Origin of the sequence: Kitasatospora sp. NPDC048545 (assembly GCF_040651155.1) — a bacterium.
GTDB lineage: Bacteria > Actinomycetota > Actinomycetes > Streptomycetales > Streptomycetaceae > Kitasatospora.
In genome coordinates, this window is record NZ_JBEZIQ010000051.1 from 41689 (window position 1) to 57947 (window position 16259).

The window sequence follows — 16259 nt, forward strand, 5'->3', positions numbered from 1 at the left end:
CGGCCCGGCAGGCCCCCGCCAATCTGCCGGTGAAGCTGCCGCAGGCTCCCGCCCGGCCGCCATAACCTTCACTCGGCGCCCACCGGAACACCACACTGACGAACCGTCAGGAACTGGGCGCCGCAGGCCCATCACCTTCGAGAGGACCCGAAGACCGCCCATGACCAGTCTCCGTCTACGAGCCGCAGCCCTGACGGCCGTCGCCGCGATCGGGTTCGCCACCCTGAGCGCCGGCGCCGCCCAGGCCGCCCCTGCCCGGACCTCGACCCCGGCGCCCGCCCAGGCGGCCCCGGCCGCCCCGGCCGCCACGGCCGCCACGGCCGCCACGGCCGCCGCACTGTCCGCCCCCACGCACATCCCGATGAACAGCGTCATCTCCAGGAACCAGGCCTGGTACTCGCCCGACCACCACATCATGCTGGCCATGCAGGGCGACGGCAACGTGGTCCTCTACCGCGACACCACCCCGATCTGGGTGGCCAAGGGCGCCATACCCAACGGCAACATCCTGGCCATGCAGGGCGACGGCAACCTCGTCGTCTACGCCGCCGACAACACCCCGCTCTGGTGGAGCGGGACGGCCGGTCACCCCGGCGCCGAGCTGACCGTCTACAACGAGGGCGTCATCGCGGTCGAGCTGAACGGCACCGTCCTCTGGACCTCGGCCCCGCCCGCTCCCCACCTCCCTCCCTGCCCGGTGTGGGGCCCGCCCTACCCCGGCCAGTGGATCCCGCCGTGGTGCCCGACCTGGCCGTTCCCCAGCTAGGCCACAGCCAGGCCTGTCAGGCAGGCGCTCGGACCTCGGGCGCGCAAGGCTCGCCCGCACGCCCGAGGTGAGGCAGTCCGGGTCGGTCGTCAGGCCGACCCGGGCTGCCCGTCGGCCCGCCCCGTCAGCGGTGGAAGACCTGCAGCTCCCGCACCGCGTCGTTGAAGTTCGCCCCGAGAGCCGGGGCCGGGAGGTCCACGGTCTTCTCGACGTCGAGGGTGGACCAGAGGTGGGCGGCGTTGCAGTTGTCGTAGCCCTTCATCGAGGACACGCTGAGCGCCACGTCGAAGTAGTTCACCAGGTGGTAGCCGGTGGCGTCGCAGCCGCCCGCGTCCCCGTAGAAGGCGTAGATGACGCCGCCGCCGTAGTCGACGTCCTTGAACTCCTCCAGCAGGAGCGTGCGGTCGGCCGGCTGCTCCGCCGTACGGGTACGGCCGTCGGCCCGGGCGAGCGCGTCGGCCAGGGAGTCCGGCGAACAGGCCCGCCCGAGGAGCGGCGAGCCGCCGCCCGCGCCCGGCACGTGCCCGACCACCGCGGCGCAGTACCGGACATCGGGCACGGGCAGTGGTCGGAGCCGGGTCGCGTCGGCCGGGGCGGCCGCGACCGCCCCGGCGAGGGCCAGACAGCCGGCGAGGACGGGGGCGACGAGTCTTCGGGGGGTGCGCATCGGGAACCTCCGGGACGGGGGGACAGCGGCGGCCGTGGACTCGGCCACCGCGCCCATTCGACGGGCGGCCGGCGTCCACGGCCCGGCCGACACACCGCTCACCGCACTAGTCCTACGGATGCCGCCTGCGCGACGGCCCGCTCACCCCGCAGCGCCGTCCTCCCACAGCTCGGAGCCGCACCCGGCCACCAGTGCGCCGATCCGCGCCCACGCCTCCTCGGCCGGCAGCGGCTCCAGCCTCCGGCCGTTCCGCAGACGCAGCGCGACCCGGTCGTCCACGGCCTCCCTGGCGCCGATCACCGCCTGGTACGGCACCAGCCGCGCCTCCCGGATCCGGGCACCGAGGGTGCCGCGCTCGGGCCCGGCGACCTCGGCGCGCAGACCGAGGTCGAGGCAGCGCTGCCGTAGCCGTTCGGCCTGCGGCAGTTCGGCGTCGGAGACCGGCAGCAGCACCACCTGGACGGGCGCGAGCCAGGCCGGGAACGCGCCGCCGTACAGCTCGATCAGGTGGGCGACCACGCGCTCGACGCTGCCGATCACGCTGCGGTGGACCATCACCGGGCGGTGCCTGGCGCCGTCCGGGCCGATGTAGTGCAGGTCGAACCGCTCGGGCTGGTGGAAGTCGACCTGGACGGTGGAGAGGGTGAACTCGCGTCCGGCGCCGTCGGCGATCTGCACGTCGATCTTGGGCCCGTAGAACGCGGCCTCGCCCTCCGCCGCCTCGAACGGCACCCCGGAGCGTTCCAGCACGTCGCTGAGCAGCGCAGTGGCGCGTTCCCAGAGCGCCGGATCCGCCACGTACTTGCCGCCCGCGCCGGGCAGCGAGAGGCGGTACCGGACCGGGACGATGCCGAGCGCGGCGTGCGCCTCGCGGATCAGCTCCAGTGCGGCGACGGCCTCGTCGGCGGCCTGCTCCGGGGTGCAGAACACGTGGGCGTCGTTCAGCTGGATCGCCCGGACCCTGGTCAGCCCGCCCAGCACCCCGGACGGCTCGGAGCGGTACATGCCGCCCAGTTCGGCCATCCGCAGCGGGAGTTCCCGGTAACTGTGGGAGCGGGAACGGAAGATCAGCGCATGGTGCGGGCAGAGGCTGGGCCGCAGCACCACCTCTTCCGAGCCGAGGGCCATGGGCGGGAACATGTCCTCGCGATAGTGCGCCCAGTGGCCGGAGATCTCGTACAGCTCGCGTTTGCCGAGCACCGGTGAGTAGACGTGGCGGTAGCCGGCCCGGCGCTCGCGGCCGCGGATGAACTTCTCCAGGGTGTGCCGGACGGCCGCGCCGTCGGGCAGCCAGTAGGGAAGACCGGAGCCCATCAGCGGGTCGGTGTCGAACAGGTCGAGTTCGCGGCCCAGCTTGCGGTGGTCGTGCGCGGGGCGGCTCTGCGCGGGACGGTCGTGCGCGGGGCGGCTCTGCGCGGTGCGGTCGTGCGCGGTGCGGCTCTGCGCGGTGCGGTCGGGCTCGCGGTGGCCGTGCTGCGGGTTCACGTTCACGGTGGTGGTCTCCACTCTGGTGCTGCGGGCGAGTGGAGCCGGGAACGACGAAGCCCCGGGGCACTCGCCCCGGGGCTTCGGACTAGGTCAGCAGTCAGCGCGCCGGGACTCTTTCCGGCGTCGTCGTGGCGAGTGCAGCGCGCTTCATGTGATCAACCGTAGCAGGTCGACCGGTCGGCGCAGGGCCCCTCCGAACGGCTTCCGACGGACGGCCCCGGCCCGGACGGCGCCCGTACGAAGCGACGTCAGCGCCGTACGGCGCCCGTACAGGACGACGTCAGTACAGGACCACGCAGTCGCGCGCACCGAGCGCGTCCAGCAGCCGGGCCGACGGCCGGACGTCGTTCCACCGCAGGTCCAGCTTCTCCAGGGCCGGCAGCGCACCCGGTTCGCCGAGCCAGCGCGGCAGTTCGGTGATCCGGTTGCCGCGTAGGTCGAGGCGGCGCAGCCGCGGCAGTCCGGCGAGCACGGCCGGGACGGCGGTGAGGGAGTTGTCCCTGAGTTCCAGCTCGCGCAGTTCGGTGAGCCCCGCCACGGAGTCCGGCAGATCGCTCAACTCGTTTCCCTGAAGCCAGAGTTCGCGGATCGCTCCGAGCTTGCCGATCTCCTCGGGCAGCGCGCCGAGCCGGTTGTGCTGCGCCCGGAGTTCGACCAGGGAGGCCATCTCGCCGATGGTGGCGGGGAGTTCGGTGAGCCGGTTCTCGCCGACGTTGAGGTAGCGCAGCGCGGTGAGCCGTCCGAGGGTGTCCGGCAGGGCGGTCAGCGCGTTGTCGTGCAGGTAGAGGAAGTCGCCCAGCCCGGTGAGGGCGCCCAGCTCGGCGGGCACCTCGGCGAGCTTGTTGTGCCCGAGGTCGAGGGTGCGCAGCCCGGTCAACCGTCCGATCTCCGGCGGGAGTTCGGCGATCCCGGTGTCGGCGAGGATGAGCACCGTCAGGTCGGTGCGGTCCCACACCCCGGCCGGCACTTCGCCGAGCGGCTGCCGCCAGAGGTTCAACGTCACGTCCGTCACTGCGGCACTCCTCGGGTCTGCGGAAGCCGGAGGGTGCCGTCCACGACGCGGTGGAGCGGGCCTCCGGGAACCCGGCGAGGGTATCGCGGCGCGGACCGCCGGCGGCAGCCGGCCCGGACGCGCGGCCACTCCGGCCCGTCCGCGCATCGAGGACTCCCTGTCGGATTCCCGTCGGGGACTCCTCGTGGAGGGCTCGCCATCGAGGACTCCTCGTGGAGGGCTCGCCGTCGAGCACTCGCGTCGAGGACTCCCCCAGGCGGACGGGCCGGAGCGGTGACACGCCCCCGCGAGGTCAGTTGGTCGCGTCCCAGAGGCCGGAGGTGTGGTCGAGCAACTCGCGCACGCTGATGTCCGCGCCGTTCGGGAGCAGTCCCGGCAGGTGGCGCTCCACCGGGTCGTCCAGGCCGATCCGGCCCTCCCCCACCAGCCGGAGCACGGTGGTGGCGGTGAACACCTTGGTGATGCTGCCGGCCCGGAACCGCCCGTCCGTCCGGACCGGCGCGCCGGTGGCCAGGTCGGAGACGCCGGATCCGCCGCGCCAGACCCCGGTCCCTGACCTCGGCGATCGCCGAGACAGCGCCGGCCCCGGTCACCGCCCGCAGCGCCGCCGTCCGGCGGCTGGCGGTCTCCTGCTGTCCGGCGGCGCCCTGTCCGCCGTCCGCCTCGGCGGCACCCGCCGAGGCGACCGGCGCGGCCAGTGCCAGACAGACCGCCGCCACCAGCGCGGACCCCGCCCGGCGCGCCGTACGGCCCGCACCCCGCCGCGCGCCCCGCGCCCCGTTCCGTACGCCCCCACCCTGCTCCATGTGTCCCCACCCTCAGCGCGGCGAGCACTCACTCGCCCTCGAAGCCCGGCTTCGCCGCCGCCCTGACGGTCGGTCATCCACCGCCGGGAGGAGCCGTCCGTCCACCCCCCAAAGGAGGGCCCACGCCGAAAGGCGGAGAACCCCTCCTCGAACCGCTGCGGCTCGGGCCCGTCCCGCCCGGAGCCCTCCGGCTCGTACCGCTACCGCCCCGGCGCCGGACGGACGGGGTGCTTGCTCATGATGGACACCCGGTTGAAGGCGTTGATGGTGATCGCGACCCACACCACCGCGGAGATCTCCGCCTCGCCCATCACCTCGCGCGCAGCCGCGTAGGCCGCCTCCTGCAGGGCGGCGTCCGCCGGGTCGGTGGTCGCCTCGGCCAGCGCGAGGGCGGCGCGCTCCCGCGCATCGAACACCTCGGTGTCGCGCCACGCCGGGAGCACCCCCAGCCGCTGGGTCGTCTCGCCCTCGCGCAGCGCGGCCCTGGTGTGGACGTTCAGACAGTAGGCGCAGCCGTTGATCTGCGACACCCGGAGGTTGACGAGCTCGACCAGCCGACGGTCCAGGCCGGCCTCCGCAGCCACCTCGCGGGTCGCCTCGGCGGCCGCGACCAGCGCCTTGTACGCCTGGGGGCTCTGCTTGTCGATGAACACCCGCCGGTCCGCCGGGACCACCGTCACATCACTCACCTGGACTCCTTAGGCTTGATCACTGTCGCCCGTCACTCTGCCATGCCATGATAGTTGAATATAGAACTATCATGTCCGCAGAACCACCGCACGACCCCGCACCTGGGAGGGACCCCGACCGTGAGCACCACCGAGACCGACCTCGTCGAGCCGCACGCCGCCGACCCGCGCGTGGAGGTCCTGTCCCCGCGGGACGTCCCCCTCGGCGGCCCGCGCGCCATGACCGTACGCCGGACCCTGCCGCAGCGCTCCCGCACCCTGATCGGTGCCTGGTGCTTCGTGGACCACTACGGCCCCGACGACGTCGCCGACACCGGCGGCATGGACGTCGCCCCGCACCCGCACACCGGACTGCAGACCGTCAGCTGGCTGTTCACCGGCGAGATCGAACACCGGGACAGCCTCGGCGTCCACGCCTACGTCCGCCCCGGCGAGGTCAACCTGATGACCTCCGGCCACGGCATCGCCCACTCCGAGGTCTCCACCCCGGCCACCACCACCCTGCACGGCGTCCAGCTGTGGGTCGCCCTGCCCGAGGAACACCGGCACACCGGCCGCGACTTCCACCACCACGCCCCGACCCCGGTCCAACTCGACGGCGGCGAGGCCCGGGTCTTCCTCGGCACCCTGGCCGGCGACACCTCCCCCGTCCCCACCTTCAGTCCGCTGCTCGGCGCCGAGATCACCCTGCGCCCGCACGCCACCGTCACCCTCGCCGTCGAGCACGCCTTCGAACACGGCCTCCTGGTCGACCGCGGCGAGGTCCGCTTCGCCGGCACCCCGCTCCACCCCAACGACCTCGGCTACCTGGCCCCCGGCGCCACCACCGTCACCCTCACCAACACCGGCGACACCGACGCCCGGACCGTCCTCCTCGGCGGCACGCCCTTCCAGGAGGAGATCGTCATGTGGTGGAACTTCATCGGGCGGTCTCACGAAGACATTACCCGAGCCCGCGAGGAATGGATGAGCTCCGCGAACCCCGACCGCTACGGCACCGTCGAGGGCTACCCGGGCGACCGCCTCCCCGCCCCGGAGCTCCCGGGAATCGCCCTCAAGCCCCGCGGAAACGCGCGCTGACCTGCGCTTTACACGATCGGGGGTGCGGCGGCCGGGTCCGCCCCACCCCCGAGCCGGAGGCTCCCTGCGCTCGCCCCGAAGTGCCCCCGTCGACACTCGCCTCCGCGCCCGCCGCATGACACCGTTCGACCATCCACGACAGCGTCTGACAGGACGAATGCTGACCCAATGCTGACTTTGCTGACGGTCCATCAGAACTGACCGGAGCATTCACGGAGCCCGGGACGTCATCGTCGGGTGCCGTCGCGCGAACCGGCGGACGCCCTGGCACGTCCCCCTCGCCGGCTGCCGAAGGACGGCCACCACCGGAGTGGCGCGAGTCGGAGAAGACAGCCACCATGCAGCCGCACGCCCACCGACGATCTTGCTTCAAGCCAGTTATTAGACCCTGACCTTACGGAACGTCCCCACCTCCTCCGCCGGCAAGACCCGACCGAGGCGCCCCGACCCGGCGCTAGGGTGACCTCATGGCGGACGCCGCGACGACAGCTGCACCTTCGATCGAGGCGCTGGACGCCCTCGTCGAGCATGCCTGCGAACCGCCGACCGGCATGTCCCGGGCGAAGCAACTGCGCTGGGTCGCCGGCGAACTGCGCACCGCCCTGGAGCGCGGCGCGATCGTGCCCACGGCCGCCGGCTCGCTCGCCCTGCTCTTCGCGCCGGACACCCTCGCGGCATACCTCGCCGCCGCCGAGCGGGGCCTGCTGCGGCGCAAGCCCGCCGCACGACCGGGCCAAGCCTCACCCGCGTCCATGCGTGTCCGGCACGACTGCCTCCGCATCCTCGGTGCCCGGGCCGGCGTCGCCGTCACGCTCCCGGACCGCGACCCGCCGAAGGTCGAGCTCCGGCCCGTGGGCGCCGCCCGTCCGCGCAACGTCCTGCTCGGTCACCTGGAACACTCAGCCCGCCCCGGCCGGTCCGACTCCCGCAGCCGGATCCTCGCGATCATCGGCACCGTGCTGGACACCGGCTGCCGGGCCGGCGAACTCTGCGCCCTGCGCACGGACGACGTCGACCTGCACCGCGGCACGATCCACCTCACCCGACTCCCCCAGCACCGCGACCCGCGCACCACACCCGCCACCGAGACCGTCGCCCTGTCCGGCCCCACCCGGGCCGCGATGCGCCACTGGCTCACCATCCGCAGCCACCTCGTCGCGCGCGACCCCAACCGACCCATCAGCCCGGGCAACGAGACCACCGACGCCCTGTGGGTGAGCATCGCCCCCAGCGGCCACCCCCGCCCCGGCCTGCCGCTGCACTTCCGCGGCCTGGCCCGCGCTTACGCCCGCGCCATCCACAACCTCAACACCGAGATGGCCTCAGAACCCGGCTGGCACCCCCTGCCCCGACGCATGGAACAGCTCCGCCGCGCCATCGAGCTCGAACCGGCCGACCTCACCGGTGCGACTCCCCTCCTTCTCCGGCGGGCGACCCCGAAACACCGGCACCGGATAGTCGGGGCGGCCCAATGAACTGGCCTGTCCCGTAATCGGTGGCGACGAACCGTGCTAGGCATCCTTGCCCGGTGATGTGAGACGGCAATGAGCCTGCGGAGATGGCCTTCCCAGGCTCCGGTATTGGCGGTCGAGAGTGCGATAGACGAGGGCGAGGTCGTGAGGCTGTCGAACAGGCAAGTTCCTCGACGCGGCGCGGTCGGACACCGCTCGACGCCGGCGTGAGGACCTGGCCGACCAGGAGCCGAAGCCGGGGCCCGCGACCGAGGTGGACGACACGCTCCGGCTCTACTTCCATTGTGCCCAACCGTCGTTGACGCCGTCCTCCGCGGTGGCGCGTGGTGGAGGATGTGCAGCCGGCAGCTTCTTCGTTCCCGACACCAGATGCTCGGAGCCGCGATCGGCCCGCGGCACGGTCGTCGTCGTCGTAGACGGGAGACGCAGGGAATTGCGGTGACGTGGCACATGGCGCTGGAGGAGCTACCGGCGGGAGTGGACGCCGCGCCGGCCAGCCCGTCACCGTCGGTGGCGGCGCCGTGTTCAGATGCTGTCACATCGGCTGGCACGCGTCGACGGGGCTGGGGCGGCTGATGCCGGGTTCTCCGGCCCGGTGGGCCTCAGCCGGCCGGCGTCGTCTCCGGTACGGTCAGCCCCATGACACAGACGTTCGCCTCACCCGCCGACGCCGCTGAAGCCATCATCAGGGACGTCCTGCAGATCCGGGAAGACTCGCAGCGGCAGGCACACGATGGCAGCCACTACGGTGGAGCCTTCCAAGACGTGGAACACACGCTCAGCGCCATGCGCGAGGATGCGATCCTGCGCTGTCTGGGCCACCTGCTGGGTGTCACGGACGATGCCATCGTCGACGGCTACGTCCTGAACTGGGCCGCAGCGCGCGGAATGGATCTGGGTGAGACGTCGGTGCGCGTTCGGGAGTCGCCGAACGCCAGCGAGCTCTACAAACGGCGCGCACAGGCGCAACTGCTCGACGTGCTCCGCGAGACGGGCACGAACGGCATGCTCAAGACCAAACTCCTGCCACTGATCGGGGAGGCGGACAAGAGCGCGTGGCGCGGAAGCAGTCAGTGGCTCGAGGAGTGGCTCGGCGACGGCACCGTGATCGCTCGGCAGCGCGGTCGCAGCACCATCTACGTACACCGTGACTTCGCAGCCCTCGACATCGCTCACGACCTTCACCCGTTCGGGGATGCGGCGACGGACGCAAGCTGACTGCTCGTTAGGATTTCCGTCGTCGAGGTCGACGTCCGACGCCACCACGCCGACCGGAGGCCCGAGAGCCTGCGACCCAATCTGAACACCATCCGCGTCGTCGGCACGGTCAGCAGCCGGAACGGCTGGGCCGAGCGCCTCGACATCGCCAGACCGCTGATCCAACCGTCCCTGTGCGCGATCAAACGCCTCCAGGCAGCCGACGGCACCTCCCTCGGTCTCTTCCGCCCAGCCCGCATCGACTCCTTCCGCCTTGCCGACGCAAGCCCCTGGACCCCGGAGCAGCACGGCATCGTCAACCAGACCGACGTGCTGCACCCCGACCACCGGCCGCTGGAATGGGTGCCGTACGAGTTCCGCTACCGCTTCCACTGCGACAACGACGCCTGCCGGGGCCACGACATGGGCCTGCACGACTGGGAAGCCGGCCAGTCATGGCGCAAGTTCCGCCGCAACTACCCCGCCCACCGGCTCACCGACGTCCTACGCGAGCACTGGTGGAGCAGAATGGTCACGCCCGATCGGGCCACGCACTTCTTCGTCGGCAACATCGCCGCCCGCCCGAGGACGTTCATGCTCCTTGGCGTGTTCAACCCCACGATTGCCGCTCTCACCGCCCCGCGCCAGGACGCGCTCTTCTGAGCGTGCACCCGGAACCTTTACCGGTATCGGGCCGCGGGCGTGTGAGGCGGCTCATGGGAGCAGCTCCGCCACCGCGAAGCCCGACGGAGGCGACGGGGTCCAGCTTACTCGGACCGGCGCAGCGCTTGCTGGCATTCAGCACCGCCAGGGCGGTCACCCGAGGCGGGCACGTGCGCACCACTCCGACCAGCGGCTGGTCGCCCACGTCTCAAGATGATTACTTCGTTGCGTCGCCGAGTGCGACCGCCCTAGCGTGCCGGTACGGGGAGTGGCGGCTGCCTGCGGCGGCCAAAAGGCACTTGAGGGGTTCATGTATCTGGCACGCGTGCAGGCCGAGAACTTCCGTATTTTCGGCGGGCCTGCCACCGACTCGGATCCCGGGTCGGCCCTGGACCTCGCTCTTCAACCCGGCCTCACCGTTTTGGTCGGAGAGAACGACAGCGGCAAGAGCGCCGTGGTCGACGCGATCCGGCTTTGCCTGACGTCGAGCGCCGACTTCACCCGCATCACAACGGACGACCTCCACTACGGTGCCACCGGAAGAGCCGACTACCTGCAGATCAGCTGTACCTTCGAAGGCCTCGACAATCAGGAGCTCGGCTCCTTCGGCGAGTTCCTGACCTCGCTTCCAGGCGAGGCGCCCCGGCTGACCGTGACTCTGCGGGCAGAACCGTTCGACCCGGATGTGCCCCACCGCATGTCCGTCAGGGTGCGTGCTGGCGACACCGTGCTCGACGGCGCAGCCCGCGAGCGTCTTCGCGCGACGTACCTGCGGCCGCTGCGCGACGCCGAAGGGGAGATGCGGGCGGGCCGTAACTCCCGGCTGTCGCAGATCCTCACCCAGTACCCCGGCATGCACGAGCAGCGGGAGCCCGACTTCAGGCCCGCCGAGGACAGCGCCGGCACCTTGGTGGGCATCCTGCAGCGCGCCGACCACCACATCAACGCCAACGCTCTGGTGCAGAAGGCCCGGGCCGAGCTCAACAGCGGATACCTGAGCAGATTCGCCATCGGCCAGGACACTCTCTCCGGCGCGATCAGCATCGCCACGACCGCATCGCTCCAGAGTGTCCTGGAGCGCCTGGAGTTGGCGTTCGCGCCCGACCCCGGCCTTACCGAGTCGACCCGTCACGGCCTCGGCTACAACAACGCCCTGTTCATGGCTGCCGAACTTCTCCTGCTAGGACGGGAAAGCACCTCCCCCATCCTCCTCATTGAGGAGCCCGAGGCCCACATGCACCCGCAGTTGCAGACCCGCGTCGTCGACCTGCTCCGGGACCGCAGCCGGGGCGAGTCCCCCGTCCAGATCATCGCCACGACGCACAGCCCGCACATCGCCTCCAGTGTGCCGGTGGAGCACCTGACCCTCGTGGCGCGGGGCCGGACGTTCCCTCTCCGTCCGGAATGCACCCGACTCGACGCCTCGGACTACGCGTTCCTCAGCCGGTTCCTGGACGCCACCAAGGCGAATCTCTTTTTCGCCCGGGCGGTCGCCATGGTCGAGGGCGACGCGGAGGTCCTGCTCCTGCCCGCTCTCGCCCGCGTCGCCGGCCACTCGTTCGCCGAGAACGGCGTCAGTATCGTGAACGTCGGCAGCACCGGTCTGTTCCGATACTCCCGGATCTTCCAACGCGCGGACTCCGCCCTGCCACCGGTACGCGTGGCATGCATCACGGACATGGACCTGGCTCCCGACGGGGCCGACAAGAAGATGGCCAAAGGGCTCACGCGGTGGAGCAGCCTGACCCCGGCGGAGCGGGACGAACTGGTCCTCAAGAAGCGGGAACGCGACGGCGGGGCCGTCCGGACCTTCGTGTCGAACTGGTGGACCCTCGAATACGACTTGGCGCGCGCCTCGTGGCCGATGGCAACCCTGATGCACCAGGCGATCAGCGCGGCGAAGAGCACCAAGTGGCCGACACCGGAGGACCTCGTGGGAATCGAGGAGACCGCGGCCATGGAGGTCAAGAAGTGGCGGGAGGACGACCGTCTCTCGCTGGAGGAGTGCGCGCTGAGGATCTACCGCCCGCTGCGCGTGGGAGGCACCAGCAAACCGATCGCGGCCCAGCATGCTGCGCGCCTGCTGGAGGCATCCAGTGTCGCGCCCACGGACCTGCCGAGCTACCTGGTGGAGGCGCTCGACTACCTGAGCGGGAGTACCCGGTCGTGACCCTGCCTCTGTCCCCCACCGCTCTGGACCGTGAAGTCATCGAAGCCAAGGCCCGGAGCATGGGCCTCGCTCTGACGTCTCCCGAGCAGTTCGCGTTCTTGGAGGCCCGCGGCCCGCTGCATCTGCAGGCAGCCCCAGGCTCGGGCAAGACCACCCTCGTCGCCCTGAAGCTCGCCCTGGTGGCGGACGGCTGGTCGTCCGACCGCCAGGGCATTTGCGTCATGTCTCACACCAATACCGCCACCCAGGAGATCGCGAGCCGACTGACCGGACGGGCACGGCGGTTGGAGCACTACCCGCACTTCGTCGGGACGTTTCAAAGCTTCGTCCATACCTTCCTCGCACTGCCGGCTCTGCGTTCGCTGAAGGTCGTCACCCGAGCCGTCGACGACCAGGCCTTCGCCGCCCAGGCCCGCAGGCTTCTGGACCTGGGCCCGTTCACGACGCTGAGGTCCTACCTGAAGCGGCGGAGTGACGGGCTGAAGATGGTCACCGAAGCCACGTACGTCTTCGACCCCGCTGAACCGGAACTGCAGATCCGGGTTGATGGCCTCAATCGCGGCACCGCCAGCTACAGGCAGTTGATGAAACTGAAGGAGCACCTCTTCCTTCGTGGTGTCTTCCGCTACTCGGACATGTACGCGATCGCCACCAGGCATCTGCACCAGCACCCCCGCCTGGCCTCCGGCCTGCGGTCCCGGTTCCCGTTCGTCCTGATCGACGAGATGCAGGACACCGGTGAGGAACAGCGCCGCCTGTTGGAAGCAGTGTTCACGGACGGTGCCGTTGTGCAGTGCGTAGGAGACGTCAACCAGCGCATCCTCAGTGCAGATGGTGTCGGACCTGCGGCCGGGAGCCTCCTGGACGAGGCGGCGATGGACCTGCCGGTGAGCCTGCGCTTCGGCGCGGGGCCCGCCCGGGTGGCGAGCAGGCTCGCGGTTCACCGCCCACAGGAGATCCAAGGCCACGGACCCGAGAGCGCTCTCGCCATCATCACCTTCACCGAGGACAGCATCGTCCGGGTTCTGCCCGCTTTCGACGACCTCGTCCGGCGAACAGTGCCGCCCGAAGCCGTCGTCGCGTACCCGCCGAAGATCCTCGGCGCTCGCGAGAGCCCAGGAACCTCACGACTCTTCCCCCGCGCGGTCGGCTGCTACCTGCCCCAGACGGACACCGGGACGACGGTGGCGGTGAGTCGGCTGCTGCAGGCCTACCGGAATGCCAGGGCGGTCCTGCTGCGTACAGGCCAGGTCAGCCCAGCGGTCACCGTTCTGTGGGGAGCCGTCCGCGCTCTCCTCTGGGAGCTGCAGCCACCGACCACGCCCCCGACTCTCCCAGAGAATCTTCCCCCGTTCCCCCAGCTCGACCGCAGACCCGGCACACCGGGCCACCATCTGCGAGTGCTCCTGGTCAGGACGCTGTACGACGGCTGCGACACCCCTGCAGCCTGGGGGGACTTCGTGAGCCGCCTCGGGAGGCTGGTGGAGGAGGCCGTCGGCTCACGTGTCCCGGTGGACATGGCCACCTATACCCTCTGGCTGTCCCACACGCAGCTGCCACCGGCCTCGGACGAATCCCTGCCCCCGATGCTCACAGCTACCGTCGCGAGCGCGAAGGGGGAGACGCACTGCGCGACCCTGGTCCTCGAATGCGCCACCAAGCATGGGAGGAGCCACGACCTCGGCAGCCTGCTCCCCGTGATCACCGGAGAGGCTCCCGTCGGCGAACTCAATGCCACGGGCCGGCACGCCGCGATGACCACCTTCGTAGCGGCCACGCGTGCCAAGCACCTCCTCGCGCTCGCCGTCCACGAGAGCCGCGCGAATCCGCACCTCGAAGCCCTGGCGCGCGATGGCTGGTCCGTAGTCAGCCTCTGAGCGGGCGCGCGGGTCGGCGTGAGACTGTCCACATTGTGTGGCGGCTGAGTTCCTCGCCACGACCGGGCCGCAGTCTCTCTTCACCAGCGGGATCACCGTGCGGATCTGGGGAATACCGGTTGTTCGACCCTGACCTGTTCGCACTGCAGTTGGTCGAGGCGGTCCCAAGCGTCACCGCTTCCTCCTCGCTGCTGGCGGCCGGTTCGGTCGACGAGGTGGACGTCGGGGGTGACGACAACGGCGCCAACCGGGCCGGTCGAGGTGCCGGGGTGACTACGGGCGCTGTACGGCGAGCTGGACGAGGCTCTGACCGCGGCAGGCGAGCTGGAGGTGGTCGTGCACTACATCGCCTACAAGCGGCTGCTCAACGTCGCCTCGGTGGTCCTCCGCCCGTCGGTGTCGCACCGGGCGGGTCCTCAGCTGACCCCGTTGGCGCAACGCGCGCATGGAGAGCTCTGGACTTACTAGGACGTCCAACTATATGGTCGACGGCAGGTCCGCGGTGTCAGGGAAGCCGGTGTGAGTCCGGCACGGTCCCGCCACTGTGACCGGGGAGTTCGTCCTCGCAGGACACGGCCACTGGCAGCCAGCCGGGAAGGCCTGAGGGCGTGCGGTGATCCGGGAGTCAGGATACCGGCCGCGGGTGATCCGTGTTTTCCACGAGGATGGAGACGACACGCATGACTCCGGGCTGCTCCCGTTCCACTGCTCCTGGTTGTCCTGTGCCGACGACCCCCGGGGCCCACCTGCTCTGACGGTTCGTCCTGCCACCGCCACCGTGACGTCGCGGGGCCGCACCACCGTGCGCCCGTCCGTCGGCGGCGTCCTCCATTCCTCCTCTCCCCGACCCTGTTGAGAGAAGGAACCGATGGTCCGTGAACTGACGCACTTCGTCGCGGGGAAGCGCACGCCCGGGACGTCCGGGCGCTTCGGCGACGTGTACGACCCCAACACCGGCCGGGTGCAGGCCCGGGTGCCGCTCGCCGACCGCGCCGAGGTCGAGGCGGTGATCGCCGACGCCGCGCAGGCCCAGCCCGCGTGGGCGGCCTGGAACCCGCAGCGCCGGGCCCGCGTCCTGCTGCGCTTCCTGCAGCTCGTCGAGCAGGAGAAGGAGGAGCTGGCCCGGCTGCTGTCCGCCGAGCACGGCAAGACCGTCGCCGACGCCCACGGCGACCTCCAACGCGGCCTGGAGGTCGTGGAGTTCGCCGCCGGTATCCCGCACCTGCTGAAGGGCGAGTTCAGCGACAACGCCGGCACCGGCATCGACGTCTACTCGATGCGCCAGCCGCTCGGCGTGGTCGCGGGCATCACGCCGTTCAACTTTCCCGCGATGATCCCGCTGTGGAAGGCGGCGCCCGCGCTGGCCTGCGGCAACGCCTTCGTCCTCAAGCCCTCCGAGCGCGACCCGTCGGTGCCGCTGCGGCTGGCCGAGCTGTTCCTGGAGGCCGGGCTGCCGCCGGGCGTGCTCAACGTGGTCAACGGCGGCAAGGAGGCCGTGGACACCCTGCTGGAGGACCCGCGGGTGCAGGCCGTCGGCTTCGTCGGCTCGACCCCGATCGCCCAGTACGTGTACGCGACGGCCGCCGCGCACGGCAAACGGGCGCAGTGCTTCGGCGGCGCCAAGAACCACATGGTCGTGATGCCGGACGCCGACCTCGACCAGGCCGCCGACGCCCTGGTCGGCGCCGGCTACGGCTCGGCCGGCGAGCGGTGCATGGCGATCTCGGTGGCCGTCCCGGTCGGCGAGGAGACCGCGGACGCCCTGGTGGCGAAGCTGGTCGAGCGGATCGCCGCGCTGAGGGTCGGCCGCTCGGATGACCCGGCCGCGGACTTCGGGCCGCTGGTGGGCCGTGACGCCCTGGAACGGGTCCGCGGCTACCTGGACCTCGGGGTCGAGGAGGGCGCCGAACTCGTCGTCGACGGGCGGGACTTCCGCCTGGAGGGGCACGATGACGGCTACTTCCTCGGCGCCTCGCTGTTCGACCGGGTCACGCCGGACATGCGGATCTACCGGGAGGAGATCTTCGGCCCGGTGCTGACCGTCGTGCGCGCCGCCGACTACGAGGAGGCGCTGCGCCTGCCCAGCGAGCACGAGTTCGGCAACGGCGTGGCCGTCTACACCCGGGACGGCGACACCGCCCGGGACTTCGCCCGCCGGGTGAACACCGGCATGGTCGGGATCAACGTGCCCATCCCGGTGCCGATCGCCTACCACACCTTCGGCGGGTGGAAGCGCTCCGGCTTCGGCGACCTCAACCAGCACGGCCCGGACTCGATCCGCTTCTACACCCGCACCCGGACCGTCACCTCGCGCTGGCCCTCCGGGGTCAAGGAGGGCGCGAGCTTCACCATGCCGACGATGGGCTGAGCAC

Annotated in this window: 13 protein-coding genes, 1 pseudogene and 1 riboswitch; of the genes and pseudogenes, 9 read left to right on the forward strand and 5 right to left on the reverse strand. The window is 71.1% G+C overall.

Features of this window, described 5'->3' with window-relative positions; all coding sequences use genetic code 11:
* Positions 1-160 precede the first annotated feature (160 nt).
* Positions 161-766 carry a hypothetical protein gene (locus tag AB0D10_RS35140; protein WP_360263491.1) on the forward strand — a complete coding sequence of 202 codons (606 nt, stop codon included), beginning with the start codon at positions 161-163 and terminating at the stop codon, positions 764-766.
* Positions 767-890: 124 nt separating this feature from the next.
* Here AB0D10_RS35140 and AB0D10_RS35145 read toward each other — a convergent pair whose 3' ends face one another.
* The 5 genes from AB0D10_RS35145 to AB0D10_RS35165 form a co-directional block, all read right to left on the reverse strand.
* Complete coding sequence (locus AB0D10_RS35145) at positions 891-1433, reverse strand: hypothetical protein (protein ID WP_360263494.1); 543 nt, start codon at positions 1431-1433, stop codon at positions 891-893.
* A gap of 141 nt (positions 1434-1574) precedes the next feature.
* Complete coding sequence (gene thrS / locus AB0D10_RS35150; RefSeq protein WP_360263496.1) at positions 1575-2924, reverse strand: threonine--tRNA ligase; 1350 nt, start codon at positions 2922-2924, stop codon at positions 1575-1577.
* A gap of 277 nt (positions 2925-3201) precedes the next feature.
* Positions 3202-3933: a leucine-rich repeat domain-containing protein gene (locus tag AB0D10_RS35155; protein ID WP_360263498.1), complete on the reverse strand. Its 732-nt coding sequence runs from the start codon at positions 3931-3933 to the stop codon at positions 3202-3204.
* Positions 3934-4225: 292 nt separating this feature from the next.
* Positions 4226-4510, reverse strand: a complete 285-nt coding sequence (locus tag AB0D10_RS35160) for a serine hydrolase domain-containing protein (RefSeq protein ID WP_360263550.1) — start codon at positions 4508-4510, stop codon at positions 4226-4228.
* A gap of 429 nt (positions 4511-4939) precedes the next feature.
* Positions 4940-5428 (reverse strand): carboxymuconolactone decarboxylase family protein, encoded by a 489-nt coding sequence (locus AB0D10_RS35165; protein WP_360263501.1) that lies wholly within the window; start codon positions 5426-5428, stop codon positions 4940-4942.
* Between the two features lie 120 nt (positions 5429-5548).
* On the opposite strand from AB0D10_RS35165, the gene AB0D10_RS35170 reads away from it, so the two are divergent.
* From AB0D10_RS35170 to AB0D10_RS35205, 8 genes and pseudogenes are all read left to right on the forward strand, one after another.
* Positions 5549-6508: a pirin family protein gene (locus AB0D10_RS35170; RefSeq protein ID WP_360263503.1), complete on the forward strand. Its 960-nt coding sequence runs from the start codon at positions 5549-5551 to the stop codon at positions 6506-6508.
* Positions 6509-6975: 467 nt separating this feature from the next.
* Positions 6976-7983: a site-specific integrase gene (locus AB0D10_RS35175; protein ID WP_360263505.1), complete on the forward strand. Its 1008-nt coding sequence runs from the start codon at positions 6976-6978 to the stop codon at positions 7981-7983.
* A gap of 129 nt (positions 7984-8112) precedes the next feature.
* Positions 8113-8302, forward strand: a pseudogene (locus AB0D10_RS35180) (RNA polymerase subunit sigma-24); the annotation flags it as partial.
* A gap of 317 nt (positions 8303-8619) precedes the next feature.
* Entirely contained in the window at positions 8620-9198 is a 579-nt protein-coding gene (locus AB0D10_RS35185; protein WP_360263507.1) for a hypothetical protein, read from the forward strand.
* A gap of 309 nt (positions 9199-9507) precedes the next feature.
* The gene (locus AB0D10_RS35190) at positions 9508-9840 is read left to right on the forward strand and encodes a hypothetical protein (RefSeq protein WP_360263510.1); all 333 of its coding nucleotides are present in this window, start codon (positions 9508-9510) and stop codon (positions 9838-9840) included.
* Between the two features lie 310 nt (positions 9841-10150).
* On the forward strand, positions 10151-12010 hold the full coding sequence (locus tag AB0D10_RS35195) for an AAA family ATPase (RefSeq protein WP_360263513.1): 1860 nt from the start codon (positions 10151-10153) through the stop codon (positions 12008-12010).
* On the forward strand, positions 12007-13887 hold the full coding sequence (locus AB0D10_RS35200) for a UvrD-helicase domain-containing protein (RefSeq protein ID WP_360263515.1): 1881 nt from the start codon (positions 12007-12009) through the stop codon (positions 13885-13887). The genes AB0D10_RS35195 and AB0D10_RS35200 overlap by 4 nt, the downstream gene beginning before the upstream one ends.
* Before the next feature lie 465 nt (positions 13888-14352).
* A riboswitch (cobalamin riboswitch) is annotated at positions 14353-14544 on the forward strand.
* A 211-nt stretch (positions 14545-14755) separates the two neighbouring features.
* The gene (locus tag AB0D10_RS35205) at positions 14756-16255 is read left to right on the forward strand and encodes a CoA-acylating methylmalonate-semialdehyde dehydrogenase (protein WP_360263518.1); all 1500 of its coding nucleotides are present in this window, start codon (positions 14756-14758) and stop codon (positions 16253-16255) included.
* The last annotated feature ends 4 nt before the right edge of the window (positions 16256-16259 follow it).